Source organism: Microbacterium sp. ZW T5_45, assembly GCF_044987415.1.
GTDB lineage: Bacteria > Actinomycetota > Actinomycetes > Actinomycetales > Microbacteriaceae > Microbacterium.
This window is the reverse complement of the sequence record NZ_JBJDRJ010000018.1, coordinates 37,170-53,403: the sequence shown is the minus strand read 5'-3', so window position 1 is coordinate 53,403 and position 16,234 is coordinate 37,170. Positions and strand designations below refer to the sequence as shown.

15 protein-coding genes are annotated in these 16,234 nt (G+C 63.4%); 7 read left to right on the top strand and 8 right to left on the bottom strand.

The genetic code is table 11. From position 1 onward, the window contains the following. Window positions 1-100 precede the first annotated feature (100 nt). Window positions 101-883 (bottom strand): type I methionyl aminopeptidase, encoded by a 783-nt coding sequence (gene map / locus ACI3KS_RS11050; protein ID WP_404918189.1) that lies wholly within the window; start codon window positions 881-883, stop codon window positions 101-103. A 35-nt stretch (window positions 884-918) separates the two neighbouring features. Between map and ACI3KS_RS11045 the strand changes: the two genes are divergently transcribed. Continuing rightward, entirely contained in the window at window positions 919-1,188 is a 270-nt protein-coding gene (locus ACI3KS_RS11045; protein WP_404918247.1) for a helix-turn-helix transcriptional regulator, read from the top strand. 9 nt (window positions 1,189-1,197) lie between these two features. Here ACI3KS_RS11045 and ACI3KS_RS11040 read toward each other — a convergent pair whose 3' ends face one another. Next, complete coding sequence (locus tag ACI3KS_RS11040) at window positions 1,198-1,521, bottom strand: hypothetical protein (protein WP_404918187.1); 324 nt, start codon at window positions 1,519-1,521, stop codon at window positions 1,198-1,200. A 61-nt stretch (window positions 1,522-1,582) separates the two neighbouring features. Next, a complete protein-coding gene (locus ACI3KS_RS11035) occupies window positions 1,583-1,888 on the bottom strand; it encodes an ArsR/SmtB family transcription factor (RefSeq protein WP_404918185.1) in 306 nt (101 codons plus the stop codon). Window positions 1,889-1,970: 82 nt separating this feature from the next. On the opposite strand from ACI3KS_RS11035, the gene ACI3KS_RS11030 reads away from it, so the two are divergent. After that, complete coding sequence (locus ACI3KS_RS11030) at window positions 1,971-3,245, top strand: MFS transporter (RefSeq protein WP_404918183.1); 1,275 nt, start codon at window positions 1,971-1,973, stop codon at window positions 3,243-3,245. Between the two features lie 85 nt (window positions 3,246-3,330). On the opposite strand, the gene ACI3KS_RS11025 is transcribed toward ACI3KS_RS11030, so the two are convergent. Continuing rightward, window positions 3,331-4,608, bottom strand: a complete 1,278-nt coding sequence (locus ACI3KS_RS11025; RefSeq protein WP_404918245.1) for an IS256 family transposase — start codon at window positions 4,606-4,608, stop codon at window positions 3,331-3,333. A gap of 252 nt (window positions 4,609-4,860) precedes the next feature. On the opposite strand from ACI3KS_RS11025, the gene ACI3KS_RS11020 reads away from it, so the two are divergent. Then, on the top strand, window positions 4,861-5,463 hold the full coding sequence (locus ACI3KS_RS11020; protein ID WP_404918181.1) for a hypothetical protein: 603 nt from the start codon (window positions 4,861-4,863) through the stop codon (window positions 5,461-5,463). A gap of 5 nt (window positions 5,464-5,468) precedes the next feature. Beyond that, the gene (locus ACI3KS_RS11015) at window positions 5,469-6,488 is read left to right on the top strand and encodes a DUF262 domain-containing protein (protein WP_404918179.1); all 1,020 of its coding nucleotides are present in this window, start codon (window positions 5,469-5,471) and stop codon (window positions 6,486-6,488) included. 87 nt (window positions 6,489-6,575) lie between these two features. Here the strand turns inward: ACI3KS_RS11015 and ACI3KS_RS11010 are convergent, their stop codons facing one another. Together ACI3KS_RS11010 and ACI3KS_RS11005 are read right to left on the bottom strand one after the other, a co-directional pair. Continuing rightward, window positions 6,576-7,529 (bottom strand): NaeI family type II restriction endonuclease, encoded by a 954-nt coding sequence (locus tag ACI3KS_RS11010; protein WP_404918177.1) that lies wholly within the window; start codon window positions 7,527-7,529, stop codon window positions 6,576-6,578. Window position 7,530: 1 nt separating this feature from the next. Beyond that, the gene (locus ACI3KS_RS11005) at window positions 7,531-8,808 is read right to left on the bottom strand and encodes a DNA cytosine methyltransferase (protein WP_404918175.1); all 1,278 of its coding nucleotides are present in this window, start codon (window positions 8,806-8,808) and stop codon (window positions 7,531-7,533) included. A 93-nt stretch (window positions 8,809-8,901) separates the two neighbouring features. Here ACI3KS_RS11005 and ACI3KS_RS11000 point away from each other — a divergent pair, with 93 nt between their 5' ends. From ACI3KS_RS11000 to ACI3KS_RS10990, 3 genes are all read left to right on the top strand, one after another. After that, window positions 8,902-9,228, top strand: coding sequence for a nucleotide pyrophosphohydrolase (locus tag ACI3KS_RS11000; RefSeq protein ID WP_404918173.1), 327 nt, complete (start codon window positions 8,902-8,904; stop codon window positions 9,226-9,228). A 47-nt stretch (window positions 9,229-9,275) separates the two neighbouring features. Then, window positions 9,276-10,934: a DNA/RNA helicase domain-containing protein gene (locus tag ACI3KS_RS10995; RefSeq protein WP_404918171.1), complete on the top strand. Its 1,659-nt coding sequence runs from the start codon at window positions 9,276-9,278 to the stop codon at window positions 10,932-10,934. Between the two features lie 698 nt (window positions 10,935-11,632). Beyond that, window positions 11,633-12,454 carry a G5 domain-containing protein gene (locus ACI3KS_RS10990; protein ID WP_404918169.1) on the top strand — a complete coding sequence of 274 codons (822 nt, stop codon included), beginning with the start codon at window positions 11,633-11,635 and terminating at the stop codon, window positions 12,452-12,454. Between the two features lie 15 nt (window positions 12,455-12,469). On the opposite strand, the gene ACI3KS_RS10985 is transcribed toward ACI3KS_RS10990, so the two are convergent. Both ACI3KS_RS10985 and ACI3KS_RS10980 read right to left on the bottom strand, forming a co-directional pair. Next, window positions 12,470-13,282 carry a GIY-YIG nuclease family protein gene (locus tag ACI3KS_RS10985; protein ID WP_404918167.1) on the bottom strand — a complete coding sequence of 271 codons (813 nt, stop codon included), beginning with the start codon at window positions 13,280-13,282 and terminating at the stop codon, window positions 12,470-12,472. Window positions 13,283-13,449: 167 nt separating this feature from the next. Next, entirely contained in the window at window positions 13,450-16,230 is a 2,781-nt protein-coding gene (locus tag ACI3KS_RS10980; RefSeq protein ID WP_404918165.1) for a LamG-like jellyroll fold domain-containing protein, read from the bottom strand. Window positions 16,231-16,234 lie beyond the last annotated feature (4 nt).

The window sequence follows — 16,234 nt, the reverse complement described above, 5'->3', positions numbered from 1 at the left end:
GATGACTCGCCTTCAGAACTCCGGAGATCTCGACGACCGCGGCTCCCTCGTCCCCGCAATCACGCGCGCTCCGACCGTGGCAGCCTCCGATCTTCCGGAGTTATGCGCGCCCCGCCGTCGGCAGCGTCAGGATCTCGGCCCCGCTCTCGGTGATCGCGATGGTGTGCTCGGTGTGCGCGGTGCGCGCACCGGTCGCGCTGCGGAGCGTCCAGCCGTCGGCATCCGTCACCAGTTCGTCGGTGTCGGCCATGATCCACGGCTCGAGCGCGAGCAGCAGCCCGGGGCGCAGCACGTAGCCTCGGCCAGGGCGGCCGTTGTTGGCGACGTGCGGATCCTGATGCATGGTCGAGCCGATGCCGTGGCCGCCGAACTCCATGTTGATCGGGTAGCCGTCGGCCTTGAGCACCGTGCCGATCGCGCGGGAGATGTCGCCGACGCGAGCGCCGGGCTTGGCGGCCGCGATGCCCGCGGCGAGCGCACGTTCGGTCGTGTCGATCATGGCGAGGTCCTCGGGGCGCTGCGTCGACCCCACCACGAAGCTGATCGCGGCGTCGGCGGCGATGCCGCGCAGCGAGACGGCGAGGTCGAGGGTGAGCAGGTCACCGTCGGCGAGCGTGTAGTCGTGGGGCAGGCCGTGCAGCACGGCATCGTTGACCGCGGTGCAGATGTAGTGACCGAAGGGCCCGCGGCCGAACGAGGGGGCGTAGTCGACGTAGCAGGAATCGGCTCCGGCATCCTCGATCATCTGCTTGGCCCAGCGGTCGATGTCGAGCAGATTGGTGCCGACGGTCGCGCGGGCTTTGAGCGCGTGCAGGATGTCGCCGACGAGTGCGCCGGTCGCGCGAGCCTTGGTCAGTTCGTCGGTCGTGAGGATCTCGATCATGGGATAACTATACCGGGATTACTATAGGAGCCATGATGGTCCGGATGCCGCTCACTCCCGCCGACGTCGCCCGCGGCGAGCGCTTGGGTGCACTGCTGCGCCGAGCTCGCGGCGAACGACCCACGCTCGGCATCGCGCTCGAGGCCGGCATCTCGCCCGAGACGCTGCGCAAGATCGAGTCCGGCCGCGTGGCGACGCCGTCGTTCTCGACGGTCGCCGCGATCGCCGAGGTTCTGGACCTGTCGCTGGATGCGGTGTGGGCCGAGGTCGGGGCGGATGCTGCGGGGCGGAAGGTCGCGTCATGACAGGCGGATTCAACCGATGGCGGCCTGGATCTGACCGGCGAGCTTCTCGACCGCTTTGCGGTTCTTCACGCCGTCCATAAGGGCGGGCGGGCGGTTGTGGTGCACGTCGAGCGACAGATGCACATCGGATCCGGATGCCGCGGGCGTCGTGATCGCGCGACCCACGAGCTCCCAGTTGAACATCGTCTTCTTGGTCTGGAAGTCGATCGTGCTGCCGTCGGGCGCCTGGCCCAGCACCTTGGCTTTGGTGTCGGCGAGCACCCGCTGGATCGCGGCCGCTGTGGTGGCCGCATCAGCGGTCGAATGGAAAGTGGTGGTCGCTGCAGATGACATCGTGATCCCCCTCGGTCATAGTGATGCCCTCACCCTAGCGAAGGCGTGTTCGCCGCCGGTGTCAGGCCGTGAGCACCGAGTCCAGCAGTCCGGGGAAGAGCGCGTCGAGGTCATCGCGCCTGAGCGTCAGCATCCGTCGCCGTCCGTTGGGTTCGTTGCGGATGACGCCGGCCTCGCGGAGCACCTTCATGAAGTGCGATTTGGTGGACTTCGGCAGGTTCGGGTCGGTGGCGAGGCAGTCGGCCATGTCGAGGGGGCCGTCGGCGAGCTGGCGCGTGATGGCGAGGCGTTCGGGGTCGCTGAGGGCGAAGAGCACGTCGGTCAACTGGATCTCGGAGCGCTCTGGGTGCGGAAGCTCGCCAGGCATGGTTCGAGAATAGTTGAACAATCGTGGGTTGGCGAGTAGTCTCCGATAGTTCGATGAATCTCGAACCATTGAGGAGCCTGTCATGACCACCACCGAACCGATCGTCGTGCCGCGCACCCCGACTGCTGGGCGCCCGCGCCCCGTTCCGGTCCCTGAGCGAGCGAAGCGAGACGAAGGGCGCCCCACCACCGGGCGCACCCGTTTCGGCTTCACCCTCGCAATCGTCGCGCAGATCCTCATGATGTTCGGGGCGAGCGCGCCGTCGCCGTTCTATCCGGTGCTGGCGCAGCAGATCGGCTTCGCGCCGGTCGTGATCAGCGCGGTGTTCGCGGTGTACGCGATCGCGCTGCTGCTGACGCTGCTCACCGCGGGTTCGCTCTCGGACCACGTTGGTCGCCGGCCGGTCGCGATCGCCGGGTTCCTGCTGCTCGCCGCCAGCATGGTGCTGTTCTGGCATGCGGATGCTGTCGCTACGCTCGTCCTCGCCCGGGCGCTGCAGGGGATGGCGAGCGGCCTGCTGATCTCGGCCCTGTCGGCCGCGGCTCTGGATCTCGCTCCCGCAGGACGTCCCGGTATCGCGTCGCTGTGGAACTCGCTCAGCCCCGGCATCGGTCTCGCGTCGGGTGCGCTGGTGTCGGGCCTCGTGCTCGATGTGACGGGTGAGCCGCTGCTCGACGTGTTCGCACCGCTGACCGTCGCGTACGTCGTGCTGGCCGGGCTGTTCTTCCTCGCGCCGGAGACGGCTCCGCTGCGCGAAGGTGCGTGGGCGTCGCTGAGCTTCAGGCTGTCGCTTCCGGCGGCGATCCGCGTGGACTTCTGGCGTGCAGCTCCCGCGGTGATCGCGGGCTGGGCGACTGGCGGGCTGTTCCTGTCGCTCGGGGCGAACATCGTGCGCAGCGAGCTCGGCGGCGAGGCGCACCTCTGGCAGGGACTCGCTGTCACGATGCTCGCCGGAGTGGGCGCGGTGACAGCGTTCCTCATGCGGCGCGTGTCAGCGCGGTCGACGGTGCTGTTCGGCACGGCAGCGTTGGCGGTCGGCACGCTGCTGTCGCTCGTCGCGCTGGGCGTCGGATCGCTGGCGTTCTATCTCGTCGCCGCCGGCGTGACCGGCATGGGCTTCGGGACGACCTTCTCCGGCGTGGTCGCGTCACTCGCTCCGCGGATTCCGGCGGAGGCGAGGGCGGATGCTTTCGCCGTGATCTACCTGCTGGCGTATCTCGCGTTCGGGGTACCGGCTGTGGTGGCGGGGGTGCTCGTGGGGATTGTCGGGTTGGGAGCGGTGTGCGTGGGGTACGGGGTTGTGGTTGTGGTGCTGGCGGGGGTGGCGTTCGGGATGCGGGCGAGAAGAAGGACATAGCCGCGTCGGTGGCCACAAGCTGCCCAGTCTGACCGATCCCGGCGAGCTTGTCAAGTTGTGTGTGTAAGGAGTCGGGGTCTCACGGTTAGAGGTAGGGCTCGATGCGCTCGGGATAGACGAGGGCGAGTTGTTCGAGGGCTTTCATCCAGTTCGTGACGACTTGTCCTTCGACGAGGCGTCCTTCGGCTTTGCGTTTCGCGCCGCGCCCGAGGCCGCGTTCCTTCGCGCGGTCGCGGGCGCGTTTGTCTTCGATGTCGCAGATCGCGAGCCAGAGCAGCTTCACGGCGGCGTGATCGTTGGGGAAGTGGCCGCGGTTCTTGATGATCTTCCGCAGCTGGAAGTTCAGCGACTCGATCGCGTTCGTCGTGTAGATCACCCGCCTCAGTTCCGGCGGGAACGCGAGGAAGGGTGTGAACCGCTCCCAGGCGTCCTCGAACACCTGCGCCGATCTCGGGTTCGCCCGCCCGAGCTCAGAGGCTGTGAACGCGTCCAGAGCCGCCTGGGCGGCGTCCGCGGTCGGGGCCTGGTAGATCGGCTTCAACGCGGCCGCGACGGCCTTGCGCTGCCCGTAGGCGACGAAACGCATCGCGTTGCGGATCAGGTGGACCACGCAGGTCTGGACCATCGATTCCGGCCAGGTCGCCTCGATCGCCTCGGGGAACCCGGTCAGCCCGTCGACGCAGACGATGAGGACATCGCGGACGCCCCTGTTGGCGAGCTCGGCGCAGACCGACGCCCAGAACTTCGCGCCCTCGACCTGCTGGATCCAGATCCCGAGGACGTGCTTGATGCCGTCCATGTCGACGCCGACAGCGATGTGCGCGGCCTTGTTGCGGACATGCCCACCATCTCGGACCTTCACCACCAGGGCGTCGAGGTAGATCACCGGGTAGAACGCCTCCAACGGGCGTGACTGCCAGGCCAGGACCTCGTCCGCGATCTCCTCAGTGATGTTCGAGATCGTCTCATGCGACAGATCGACGCCGAGAGTGGCGACGAGGTGATGCTCGATATCGCGGACCGTCATCCCGCCGGCATAGAGCGAGATGATCATCTCGTCCAACTGTGAGAGCCGTCGGCTGCCGGTCGGGACCAGACGCGGCGTGAACGACCCGTTCCGATCCCGCGGGACCCGCAGCTCGATCTCCCCGGCCGTGGTGCCCACCGTCTTCGGGAACGACCCGTTCCGCGAGTTCTCGAACAGCCGTGCTTCCGGGTCGCCCTTCTCATACCCGACGTGATCGGTGAGCTCTGCCTGCAAACCCCGCTCGAGACCAGTCTTGATCAACTGCTGGATGAACCCGCCATCCCCGTCCAGCTGGACCTCGCCCGCGTCGATCTTCGCGAACAGATCATCCAGCATGCCCGAGTCGATCAGACGCTGAGCGCCCTCCGCCTGAGACTTCCGCCGCGCCTCACGCGACGCCTTGTCAATAGCCACCAGTGTGCTTCCTTTCATAAGGAGACCCACCCCTTACACACACCATTTGACACGCTCATCCCGGCGCGACAGCAGACGCCAGCGACAGATGCCATCAAGTATTCGCGCCACCTTCTGATCCGGCCCTACGGTGAAGAGATGCGTATTGACGCCACGACCCGCTAAGTTGCTCATGTGACCCCCTCCATTCAGTTCGAGACAGAAGAAGCGGATCATCTATCACGAGTCGCAAATTTTAGGCAAGCGTTAACCGTCGAACCAGATGGAGAGCAAATTGTTCGACAACACATACTTCATGGCTCCGCTGTCGCAATCTCGAACGCTCAGGAATACGCGCTCAAGAAGAGCGTGAGCAGTCAATTCTCCGTGGACCCGAACCAGGATGTATTCGTCGTAGGGTCAGCCAAATTGGGATTTAGCATTGCGCCACACAAACGCTTTAATGCCTTCAACGATCGAAGCGACATTGATGTCGCGATAGTTAGCCACGACCTCTACTTTCGCGTATGGCATGAAGTTCACCAGTATTCGCTCCAGGGCGCGGACTGGCCCGAGCAGGAAAAGTTCAAGGGCTATCTCGCTTGGGGTTGGATTCGACCCGATCTACTCCCTCGCTCGAAACAGTTTCAATTTTCGAACTCATGGTTCGAGTTCTTCCGAAGCCTTCAACAGGAGAGGGTAGCCGGCCCTTTCAAGGTGGCCGCCGCCTTATACCACGACATCTCATTCTTAATAAAATACCAACACAGCGCTGTAGAGAAATGCCGGGAAGAGTAGAATATATGGACACTTCAGCCACAAATTGGCGGATTCACACTATTGTGACGGGAATTCGGGATGGGAGAATCAAGCCCGACCCCAACTTTCAACGTCGTCTCGTTTGGTCTGCTCATCACAAAATTGCCCTCGTTAGAACTGTGCTAGAAGGGCTGCCCTTCCCTGAAATATTTATTGCGGCCGGAGAGCTCAATGAAGATACCGGAGATTCAACCCAGGTGATTGTTGACGGCCAGCAACGCGTTTCCACCTTGTACCAATACTTCAGCGGCTCGGAGGACTTCCCGGAGCTGGACGGAACAGACATAGCCCCATACGCCGGTCTCAGCACGGACGAAAAGAAGTCGTTTCTCGAATACAGCGTGGTAGTCCGCGACCTCGGCTCGTTGCCGGAGGAGGAGACTCGTCGAGTTTTTCAGCGCATCAACTCAACGTCCTATTCTTTGAACGCAATGGAGATTAATCACTCCAGATTCGACGGGGTTCTGAAAAAGACGGCCGAACACCTTGCGGAAAATGACTTCTTCTTAAAGCATAATATCTTCTCGGCTCTTGATGGGCGCCGAATGAATGACGTTCGGTATGCACTGACTATTCTCATCACGATGATGAGTGGATACTTCAACGCCGAAGATGAGCATGAATCATATCTCGAGCAATACAATGATGATTTCCCCTTGAAGTCGGATCTCCTGACTCGACTTGAAGCAGTATTTTCCCTTATTGAACAGGCCGAATTCGATTCAAAATCACGCGTTTGGCGCAAAGCCGATTTGTCAACGGCGATCATCGAACTGGATCGAACAATTAACTCGGGGGGCATTAAACTGAACCCCAGTAAACTGCGCTCCGCGTTGGAGACCTTCTACTCGGAGGTGTCCAGTGCAGCCTCGGACCAGCCAACAAGCAACCAAGAGGCCCTCGAGTACTCAAGGCGAGTGCGGGCAGGTGTAAATCAGCGCATGTCCCGAGTACTTCGCGGAGAGATATTTTCCCAAGTGATCCGAACGGCTGAAGAAGTCTAACCCGCGTTCTCTTCTATCGCTCGATACGCGTGAGGAGAGCTTTTTGGCCCGACGATCGCCCCAATACCAGATTGAACCTCGGGAGGTTTACGCTGACGGCACCTCAGGGGCCGCAACGATGGGATCGTCGACATTACCAACGCGCCAATATTCAGACCCGAGAAAGACGGCGAACGCATCCACCGCTTCGGCGGGAACGATCCGAGCGCTCACTACCTCCCCCGGCTCCGGCATGATTAAACCCAAACCGGTGGCGACCGCTCGATGTCTCGCATAATCGCCGCCAAGGACGATTATGCCCTCGGGCTGGAGAAGAGTGCGGGCGCCTCCGTTCGCGCGCACCCGTTTCATGAAGTCGTCCTGCTGCGCAACAGTTGCGATCGCGTTCCGTCCGATCCGCTGGCCCTGAACTCGACGCAGAAGCTCATTCACTCGCTGCTGGCCCGATCGCCGCGAGAAGATCGCTCGTAGATCCTCATCATCGCACTGAAGCAACACATTCGGGGGCAACTCACCCGGGCGCTCAAGCCATCGCACCGCATCACGGCCCAGTGGGTTGAGCTGCACTTTGGCGTCTCGGTTAGATGCCGTGCGACAATGCTCGGCGCTCGCTCGAACGACGCCGAAAGCGAACTCACTTACTGCGTCGTCTACGAATCCCACTACGAGAAGGTGACCTATCGCTTCCGGCGGGATCATCCAGCCATACATGCGCTGCGAAAATTTACAGTCGACATCCAACCCGGCAACCCGATAATCGAGCTTGACCCCCTCATCGATGACGTCATCAAACTCTCGACGCAAATTGATCTCGAACAACGTGCCGAAGTGAGTTCGCTCAGTCTTGTGGAGCTGCTGCCAGGAGTATCGCCCAGTTCGCTGCCCGTCGTAAAGCTGGTCCAATGTCCTGCGCATCAACCTGCCGATCCGAGCTCCATCGGGATCAGCCGACCGAAATGCGTTGAAGACTGCAACCAGTTCTTGATCCGTTTCGCCGTAGAGCGGATCGGCAGACCAGCCGTCCAACGCCTCTAGTGTCATCTCAGCTCACTCGATTTGAGTGCTTCGCGAGCATTTCGTGACGCCAGTGGTCGCTCTGCCCAGTGAAACCCTTGAACTCACCAAGGAGGTACCGCTCAGTTTCCCCATCTTGAACCGTGACGAGCTCAAAGTCGCGCTGAAGTGCCGCGAGGCGCTGTTGAACAGCAGCGACACTACCGTCGTTGTAGTTGGCGACGAGCTCATCAAGACTGAGCCCGTTCTCGCTGCGAGCAAGCGCGCGATATACCGGGTCATGCAGATCAGCATGCTCCGCGAGATCAGTGCGCTCCTCCCCCTCGTGGAGCAGTGCCGCTCTGATGCTGTCTCCGATGGCCTTTGCAACGGGAGGCGGAAAAGCGTTCCCAATCTGTCGATATTGAGAAGTCTTGCGACCGGCGAACTGGTAATGGTCTTCTTCAGCCCACCCTTGAATCCTTGCCGCCATCTCGACGGTAAGGCGCGGCATCCACTCACTTGGCGGCGGCGCGTCCTTGCTGGGTGGCGCGTCCGCGACACCCTTACCGTCGACACCAAGCCGTGCCCAGCCGAGCTTGGCGCGGGTTGGACCCAGATCTGCTCCGCCGTGCTTTTTGCTACCGCCAACCAGGGTTGGCCCGATGTCATTCGCCACCTCGCGCCACGCGTCAGCGTGCCTCCACCCGCCCGCCGCCATAAGGGAGTGCAGTGCATCGCCGACCGTCGTGCGGGTCCGATCTTGAGGCTCCGGCCAGCGGAAGTACCGCATGTCATCAGCTTGCATGGCGACAAGTACAAAGCGCGGCCTCAGCTGAGGGACACCAAATTCTGATGCGTTCAGGAGCTTCCATTCGCCAACGAAGCCAAAGTCATCGAGCCGATCGAGGACACGCTGCCTGTACGCGGCGAACCTCGGCGCAGAGAGGCCACGGACGTTTTCAAGCATGACTGCCCTCGGCTTCATGACGGGAATCTGCTCAATCGCCCAGGCGAAGAGGTCGCGCTCATCTGAGGTACCGAGCTGCTTGCCTGCGGCCGAGAAGGGAGGGCACGGCACTCCGCCAGCGAGCAAGGTCACACCTTCGAAGTCGCTCGGCTGCCACACCTGCGGGTCCGCAACGTCCCCGACAACCACCGGGAACTTGAGATTCTGGCTGAGCGTCAGTGCCGCGGTCGCGTCGAGCTCGACTGCCACGCTGTGCGTGAAGCCTGCCTTGTGGAGTCCTAGCGACTGTCCTCCAGCGCCAGCACAAATCTCAGCAACAGTGAACGCGGCGGCAGATAGAGATTTTTTGCGAGGCACCTGCTAATCGTACGTTCGGCCGCGGACATTGGAAGCGTGCCCGACGCGAGTGACGAATCAAGACAGATCAAAGATGCTGATACTCTCCGTGCCATGCCGTCCGAGCAGACTCTCGCAGCCCTCCGCGCCTTCGTCGAGGCCCGCGAATGGGACCAGTTCCACTCCCCCGAGAACTTGGCGAAGAGCATCAGCATCGAGGCCGCGGAGCTCCTCGAGTGCTATCAGTGGAACTCGACGCCCGACCAGCAGAAGGTCGAGGACGAGCTCGCGGATGTCGTCACCTACTGCATCCACCTCGCGAACAGGCTCGGCGTCGACCTCGACGAGATCGTGATGAACAAGCTCACGAAGTCCGCGGAGAAGTACCCGGTCGACCTCGCCAAAGGCAGCATGAAGAAGTACACGGAGCTGCACGAGTGACTAGCATCCGCCGCCTGCCGTTTCGGCGAGAAGCGCTGCAGACGAACATGGATCCCCAGCTCCGGGACTGGCCCGTCGTCTACGTCATCGATGGACGCCTGAAGCTCTACGTGGGTGAGACGATCAGCGCGCAGAAGCGGATGCGCCAGCACCTCGACGGCCCGAAGCAGCACGAAGGACTCCAGTCGGTCCGCGTCGTCATCGACGACACGTTCAACAAGTCCGCCTGCCTCGACCTCGAGTCGCACCTGATCCGCTGGTTCTCCGGCGACGGCCGCTTTGAGGTGCTCAACGGGAACGACGGGCTGACCGACGCCAACTACTACAACCGCGAGGTCTACCGGCAGACCTTCCATGACGTCTTCGAGCAGCTTCGCGACGAAGGCCTGTTCACGCGCAGCATCCCCGAGATCGAGAACTCCGACCTCTTCAAGCTCTCACCGTTCAAGGCTTTGACGACGGATCAGGCCGCGGCCGTCGAAGACACCGTCGAGGGCCTGGTCGACGATCTGCGGCATCCGGATCGCCGGTCCACGCTCGTCGTCCAGGGCAACCCGGGCACCGGCAAGACGATCATCGCGATCTATCTGATGAAGCTGCTCGCCGACATCCGCGACTTCCAGCATCCGGACGATGTCGAGCCGGAGTCGATGTTCGCGGAGTTCTTCGTCCCTGAGAACCGCGAGCTGTTGAAGGACCTGCGGATGGCATTGGTCATCCCGCAGCAGTCGCTCCGCGAATCCGTGCGGCGCGTGTTCAAGCGAACCCCGAAGCTCAAGCCAGAGATGGTGCTCTCTCCCTTCCAGCTCGGCGAATCGGCCGACTCATTCGACCTCGTTCTCGTCGATGAGACGCACCGTCTGAATCAGCGCGCCAACCAGGCATCGGGCGTGCAGAACAAGAAGTTCACAGACATCAACACGGCGCTGTTCGGCGCCGACGATCCGCGGTACAACCAGCTCGACTGGATCAAGGCCCGCTCCACGCATCAGCTGCTGCTCATCGACGGCGATCAGACCGTACGGCCCCATGATCTCTCCCCCGCCACCCTCGGAGCTGAACTTCAGGGGGCACGCAACGCGCACCGCCACTATCCGCTGACCACGCAGATGCGCGTGCGGGCCGGAGCCGATTACGTCGAGTACGTTCGATCGCTGCTTCGGGGTGAAGCAGCGCCTCGACCTGATCTCGGCGAGTACGAACTCCGCTTCTTCGACGACCTCGGTGAGATGCGCGCCGCGATCCGCGAACGGGATGCCGAGAAGGGCCTTGCCCGTCTCGTCGCCGGTTACGCCTGGCAATGGAAGTCGCGACGCACCCCGGATGCTGTCGACATCGAGCTCGACGGCGAACGCATGCGCTGGAACAGCACCGACAAGGACTGGATCAACTCACCGCACTCTCTGGACGAAGTCGGCTCGATACACACTGTGCAGGGATACGACCTGAACTCTGCCGGCGTGATCATCGGTCCGGACCTGTGTCTCGACACGGCGTCAGGCCGGATCATCGCCGACCGCGACTCCTACCGCGACAAGAAGGGCAAGGAGAACACCGGTCATCTGAAGGATGCCTTCGGTGACGACGACCTGCTCGTGTTCATCCGGAACATCTATGCGGTGCTGATGACCCGCGGGATGCTCGGAACCTATGTGTATGTGTGCGATCCGGCGCTGAAGCAGTACCTTCGGGCTTTGTTGACCTGATGTATCGCGCCGTCATCTAAAGATGCAGAGCTGCCTGCTCGTAGGCAACCACCGCGCGCCGACGACTTCGTGCGACCGCTGGCTGCGAGGAGTTCCCTAGATGGAAGTTCCCGCAGTGAACACACCGGAATGCGTTCAGGGTGTCGTCCGCGAAGCCAAAGATCGCCGTCACCCACGCCTCTTCCGCCGTGGCGTACGAGAACTTCTTCGTATCGGGACACCGAGCAGACGAGGCTCGCAAATCCTGGCCTCCCATCCGGCGCTCCAGCGCGTCCTTCCATGGCGCAATGTCCACCTCTGCGCGTCGAGGCTCGTCAGCTACGAAACGCGCTTCGTTCTTGCGTCGCTGCCTTCGCGCTTTGTCACGAGCCCGCCGGCCGCAACGCGGACTGCAGAATCGGGGCTTCTGACCTGCGAAGACGTACAGCTCGACTCGCTCCCCACAATGATCGCAATCGACGATCGTTCGGACGCGCGTCGTGTAGTGAGTAACGATGTCGACCATGGAATGAACGGTGCCGTGACCCACGGACATTGTGACGAAGACGTTGCCACCAGCGACCATTCCGCAGGCCGCTTCTCCCGGGTTATCCCCTGACGCACAGCGAGGGCTTTTGCGTCTCACGCGCGACTGCCGATATACAGGTCTGATGCGCGCGAGTTCTGGCTGCGCGTCACGCGTAATGGGGGAAGTCGCAATGGCGAAGGCAGCACGAACGACTCGCAAGTCGGGCTGGCGCACAGGGGGCGTGATCATCGGAGCCCTGGTGGTCGGTGGGCTCCTCGCGAGATGGTCGCCGGTCGCGATCGTTCTGGCGGCGATCGCGGCATTCGGAATCGCACTTTTCGTGCTGTTCGCTCGGCCGGTGCCGGCGCTCGGCCTGCGGTCGCGCGCGTCGGGCTTCGCCGCCCTCGGCGTGGCCGCACTGCTGGTCACCGGCGGCGGCATTGCGAGTGCGAACACCGGCAGCGCGCCGACGACGGCATCCGAGCCTCAGAGTTTCGCCTCGATGCCGACATCGACTCCGAAGGCTACCCCGACCCCGACCCCGATCCCGATCCCGACCACGTTCGAGACGGTGACGGAGGAAGTACTGATTACGTTCGAGGCGACGACGATCGATGATCCTCAGCGCGATCAGGGCACAACCGCGATCGTGACCGCAGGTGCGAACGGCGTGAAGGTAATCACCTACCGCGTGACGCGCGTCGATGGTGTCGAGACCTCGCGTGAGGTCGTTAGCGAGACAGTGCAGGTCGCTCCGGTGAACGAAGTGACTGCAGTGGGCAGCAAGGCACCGGCTCCGGCGCCCGTGCCTGCGGCTCCCGTGCCTCTTGTCCAGCAGGGCGGCAACGGCTGCGACCCGAACTACACCGGCGCCTGCGTTCCGATCGCGAGCGATGTGGACTGTGCGGGTGGCGGAGGCAATGGCCCCGCGTATGTCACTGGCCCCGTGCACGTCGTGGGAAACGACATCTACGACCTCGACCGGGACGGCGACGGGATCGCCTGCGACTGACCGATGCTCATAGTGTCAGTTCGCGTTCAGACCCCAATGTCGCGTATCTAGCGCGATCTTGTAATGACTCTCCGCGCCGTTGATCTCGTGCTCCGGCGTGCTGGGATCGAACACGCGCAAAAGCGAGTACCGAAACGACGACGGATCAAGGCCCTGCAGGTCTCGGTTGCCTCCGTGCCCATTGGTGGCGTACACGTTCCATCGCTGGCGGATGTTCTCCTCCCCATCCGCCTTGCCGATGTAGTGACGGCCGTCCTGAGTGTCCGTGATCAGATAGATGCCCTTCACGGCCGATAACGCCGTCCGCCATGTCGCGTACCGCGTCTCACGCATCACCGCCTGAAGCTGGGCATAGTCGAGCACCAAGCGATCGAAGCCAGGGAAAGGTATCGGCTGGGAGTCAGCGATCTCCTTCACCGGATACCCCGCCGCCGTCGTGCCGTTGATCCACCACGCTCGCGGCGAGCGCCAGCCGATCACGAGACGGTTCCGCAGATCGGCAAGTTCTGGCGACACAGTCAGCTCGAATGCACGTTGTCTGCCGTCGTTCCAACTCTCGCCGTGATTCTCGACCACGGACCACAGCCGAGCCCGATCACCACCGTCTCGCACGAAGACGACCCACACACGCGGTGGCACCACCGGGAACACCCGCGGCTTCGCGCTCTGGCGTGACGTGTAAAAGAGAATCTCGTCATCCGTCGAGTCTGCGTGGATGCCGATGAGGCCGGAGTCTTCGTGCTCGCGCACGTACGCGTGGCGAATCACCATCGCTTCCTCCGGACGGATACCGGCGCTCTGGAGAACAGCGTCAAGTGTTAAGACCATGTCGGTGACTTCCCCTGCCCGCGCATGCCCTCAGGATAGTGAGGACATGCACGCTAGACCCGCTTCGTCTCGCTGCGCTCGCTCAGCGACCGGGTGTGCAAGCGGCCGAAGAATGAAGAGGGGGCCCTCGGCAACGACCGAGGACCCCGCTCACCACCTACTGACTGTCAGGCCTTCCGCTTCCGCAACACCAGCGTGATGCCGAGAGCAACAACGCCCGCGGCCCCGGCAACCCACAGCAGCATCCACGCCCCATCCAGACCGGTCGTCGCGAGCGGGTCGCCCGCGGCATCCGTTCCGCCGGCACCGATGCCACCGCTTCCGGAACCGCCGTCACCAGGAACCGAAACCACCGAAGGGTCGAACACCTCGACGGCATCCCAGCCGATGACCGTGCCATCCGCCGCATACAGCGCCAGCTGGTGATCGCCGAACGCGACCGACGATGGAACCGTCAGCGTCACCGCATCAGAAGCAACGACCGCCGACCCGAGCGCCACCGGCGACGAGAACAGGAATCCATACACGGTCTGACCGGAGAAACCGGCCGGCAGCGTCACCACGACGGAGGAACCCGGCGCGAACCGCGACGGATCCACCGACACGAGCCCCTCGAGCGACGGCGAGAGATCCGCGACATCCGGCACCCAAGGAGAAGGAGCCTCACCGATCACAAGCACGCCCTCGAACACTGAACCCGACCGAGACCCGAGAGACTGCACGACCGACACCGTGTGCGACCCCGAGCCGGCGATCGGCGTCGACAGCTCCGCCGTCCACGACCCATCAGCCGAGACGACAGCAGACCCGGCGACAGCGCCATCGACAGACACCGTCACCGACGCACCCGCATGCCCGGTTCCCGCAAGCGACGACACCACCGAATCGTGAGCACGAACCGTCGCCAGATCGGTGGTCACCGCCACATCGAGCGAGACCCGCTGGTACAGGAACTCCGACGACGCCAGAGCGTGGTCCACGACCCGCGTCTCGCCCACACATCCGAACCAGCCGTGGTCGGCCTCAGTGTTCCACGTCGACGTGCCGATGATCCACGGCATGATGTCCGCCGCCAGCATCCCGCCCACGTTCGACGCGTTGCGCAGCACCGGCACGCCGTCGACGTACATGATGACGGTGTCCGCAGCAGGATCGTTCACGATCGCGACATGGTGCCACGACCCCGGCATGATCTCGCCTGACCAGAGGGTGTAGGAGTTCGAAGACGAGGTGTCACCCGCCGACCACTGGTACTCCCGCAGACTCGAGATCCCAAGCCACGACGCACCCGCACCCGGGTCGGACCCGTCGTTGATGCCCATCCACTCACGAGCACCGCCGCGCGTGATCGCCGCACTCCACCGGTTCGCCGCCTCGGTCCACTCCTCATCCACCTGCAGGAACGTCTCGAGCGTGTATCCGCTCGTCGAGTCGAGATCCGCGAACGTCGCCGGAGCCCCGTACTCGGTCGTGATGTACGACAGATTGTCGGGTCCGGATGCATTGCGATAGACGTCCGAGAAGCACACCGCACCCCGATCGGCCGAGTAGAACGGCACGTTCTCGTGCGACACCTGCACGTCGTCGAGCTCCTCCGGAGCATCCGTGTTCTCGATCGCGTTGCGATACATCGGGCTGCCACCCGCGATGTCGGGGATCACCGTCGACTCATCGACGATGCCCTCGTCGACCGAACCGAACCGCCAGTGCGCCACCGTGCCGTCGACCGCGATGTAGTCATCCGCCGATCCCGCAGCCGCCCACGTCTCGCCGACGCCGGTGCCGTCCCAGCCCTCGGACACGATCTCCTTCGCGCGCTCGGACAGATCGCCCTGCGTCGCGACCGCCGGCTCGTACCCGAACCGCGACTCGAAATCGATCGGCATCGAGAACGACTGCCACGTGCCGTCGAGCACGGGAGCGTCGTTCGCGGTGAGCGACTGCTTGTCCTTCACGGTCACCCACGGCGACACCGTCTCGACATCGATGCGGTCGTTCGTCAGATCGAACTCGAACAGCGACATGATGCCGTTTCCGCCGTCGGCGGCCATCTGGTAGTCCGTCAGCACCTGGTAGACGGTGTTGCCGAAGTCGTTCGTGCGCTCACGCATCGTGGCGCCGTGGAAGTGCCCGTTCACCGTCAGGATGATCTGATCGTTCTTGCGGATCAGCGCATCCCACAGCTCCTCGCCCCAGCCCCAATCGGCCGGCGACGTCTGGTCGAGAGCGATGTTGATGATCGCGTGCGACGACAGCACCACCGGGATGCCGGGATGAGCGTCGAGGATGCCCTGCGCCCACGTGAACGTGTCGACCGAGGCGTTCCAGGCGAGAGCCAGCGACATCCACCGGTGCCCCTCGGCCTCGAAGATGTACGCGGTCGACAGACCGTTCTGGTAGCTGCCGACGAACGTGTCACCGCCCTGCGCCGCCATCTTCGCGGCGTCGAAGCGCTGCAGGTACTGCCACGAGTTCGCCTCCGAAGACCGGGCGCCCTGGTTCGCCACATCGTGGTTGCCGGGGACGACCGAATACGGCACGCCGCCGTCAGTGAGACCCTTCATGGCCTTCGCCGCGGCATCCCACTCGCCGGTCACCCATTCCTGGTCGACGACGTCGCCGACGTGCACGGCGAACGGGATGTTCAGCTCGTCCTGGTTCTCGACGATCCAGTCGGTCTGCACCTCGAACGGGTTGGTGTCGTACTTCGGGTAGAACTGCGACGCGCTGTAGCGCGAGTAGAACTGCGTGTCGGGGATCACCGGCAGCACGAAGCTCGACCGGAGCTCGGCGGACGCCGCCTCGATGCCGGCGGCGAGCGCACCGCTGACGGTGGGTGCGGAATCGGATGCCGCGGACGCGGGCACCGCGGGCACGGCCAGCAGGCCGAGCGCGATCGCGGCCGCGCTGAGAGCGCGCCAGGGACGGCGCGGGGACGGAGAAGTCATCATC

Excerpts from the sequence above, each read along its gene's own strand:
- ACI3KS_RS10990 (WP_404918169.1), top strand. The coding sequence starts at position 11,633 with ATGGCGAAGGCAGCACGAACGACTCGCAAGTCGGGCTGGCGCACAGGG.
- ACI3KS_RS11010 (WP_404918177.1), bottom strand. The coding sequence starts at position 7,529 with ATGACACTAGAGGCGTTGGACGGCTGGTCTGCCGATCCGCTCTACGGC.
- ACI3KS_RS11040 (WP_404918187.1), bottom strand. The coding sequence starts at position 1,521 with ATGTCATCTGCAGCGACCACCACTTTCCATTCGACCGCTGATGCGGCC.
- ACI3KS_RS10980 (WP_404918165.1), bottom strand. The coding sequence starts at position 16,230 with ATGACTTCTCCGTCCCCGCGCCGTCCCTGGCGCGCTCTCAGCGCGGCC.
- ACI3KS_RS10985 (WP_404918167.1), bottom strand. The coding sequence starts at position 13,282 with ATGGTCTTAACACTTGACGCTGTTCTCCAGAGCGCCGGTATCCGTCCG.
- ACI3KS_RS10995 (WP_404918171.1), top strand. The coding sequence starts at position 9,276 with ATGGATCCCCAGCTCCGGGACTGGCCCGTCGTCTACGTCATCGATGGA.
- ACI3KS_RS11030 (WP_404918183.1), top strand. The coding sequence starts at position 1,971 with ATGACCACCACCGAACCGATCGTCGTGCCGCGCACCCCGACTGCTGGG.
- ACI3KS_RS11025 (WP_404918245.1), bottom strand. The coding sequence starts at position 4,608 with ATGCTGGATGATCTGTTCGCGAAGATCGACGCGGGCGAGGTCCAGCTG.
- ACI3KS_RS11045 (WP_404918247.1), top strand. The coding sequence starts at position 919 with ATGGTCCGGATGCCGCTCACTCCCGCCGACGTCGCCCGCGGCGAGCGC.
- ACI3KS_RS11035 (WP_404918185.1), bottom strand. The coding sequence starts at position 1,888 with ATGCCTGGCGAGCTTCCGCACCCAGAGCGCTCCGAGATCCAGTTGACC.
- ACI3KS_RS11000 (WP_404918173.1), top strand. The coding sequence starts at position 8,902 with ATGCCGTCCGAGCAGACTCTCGCAGCCCTCCGCGCCTTCGTCGAGGCC.
- ACI3KS_RS11015 (WP_404918179.1), top strand. The coding sequence starts at position 5,469 with ATGGACACTTCAGCCACAAATTGGCGGATTCACACTATTGTGACGGGA.
- map (WP_404918189.1), bottom strand. The coding sequence starts at position 883 with ATGATCGAGATCCTCACGACCGACGAACTGACCAAGGCTCGCGCGACC.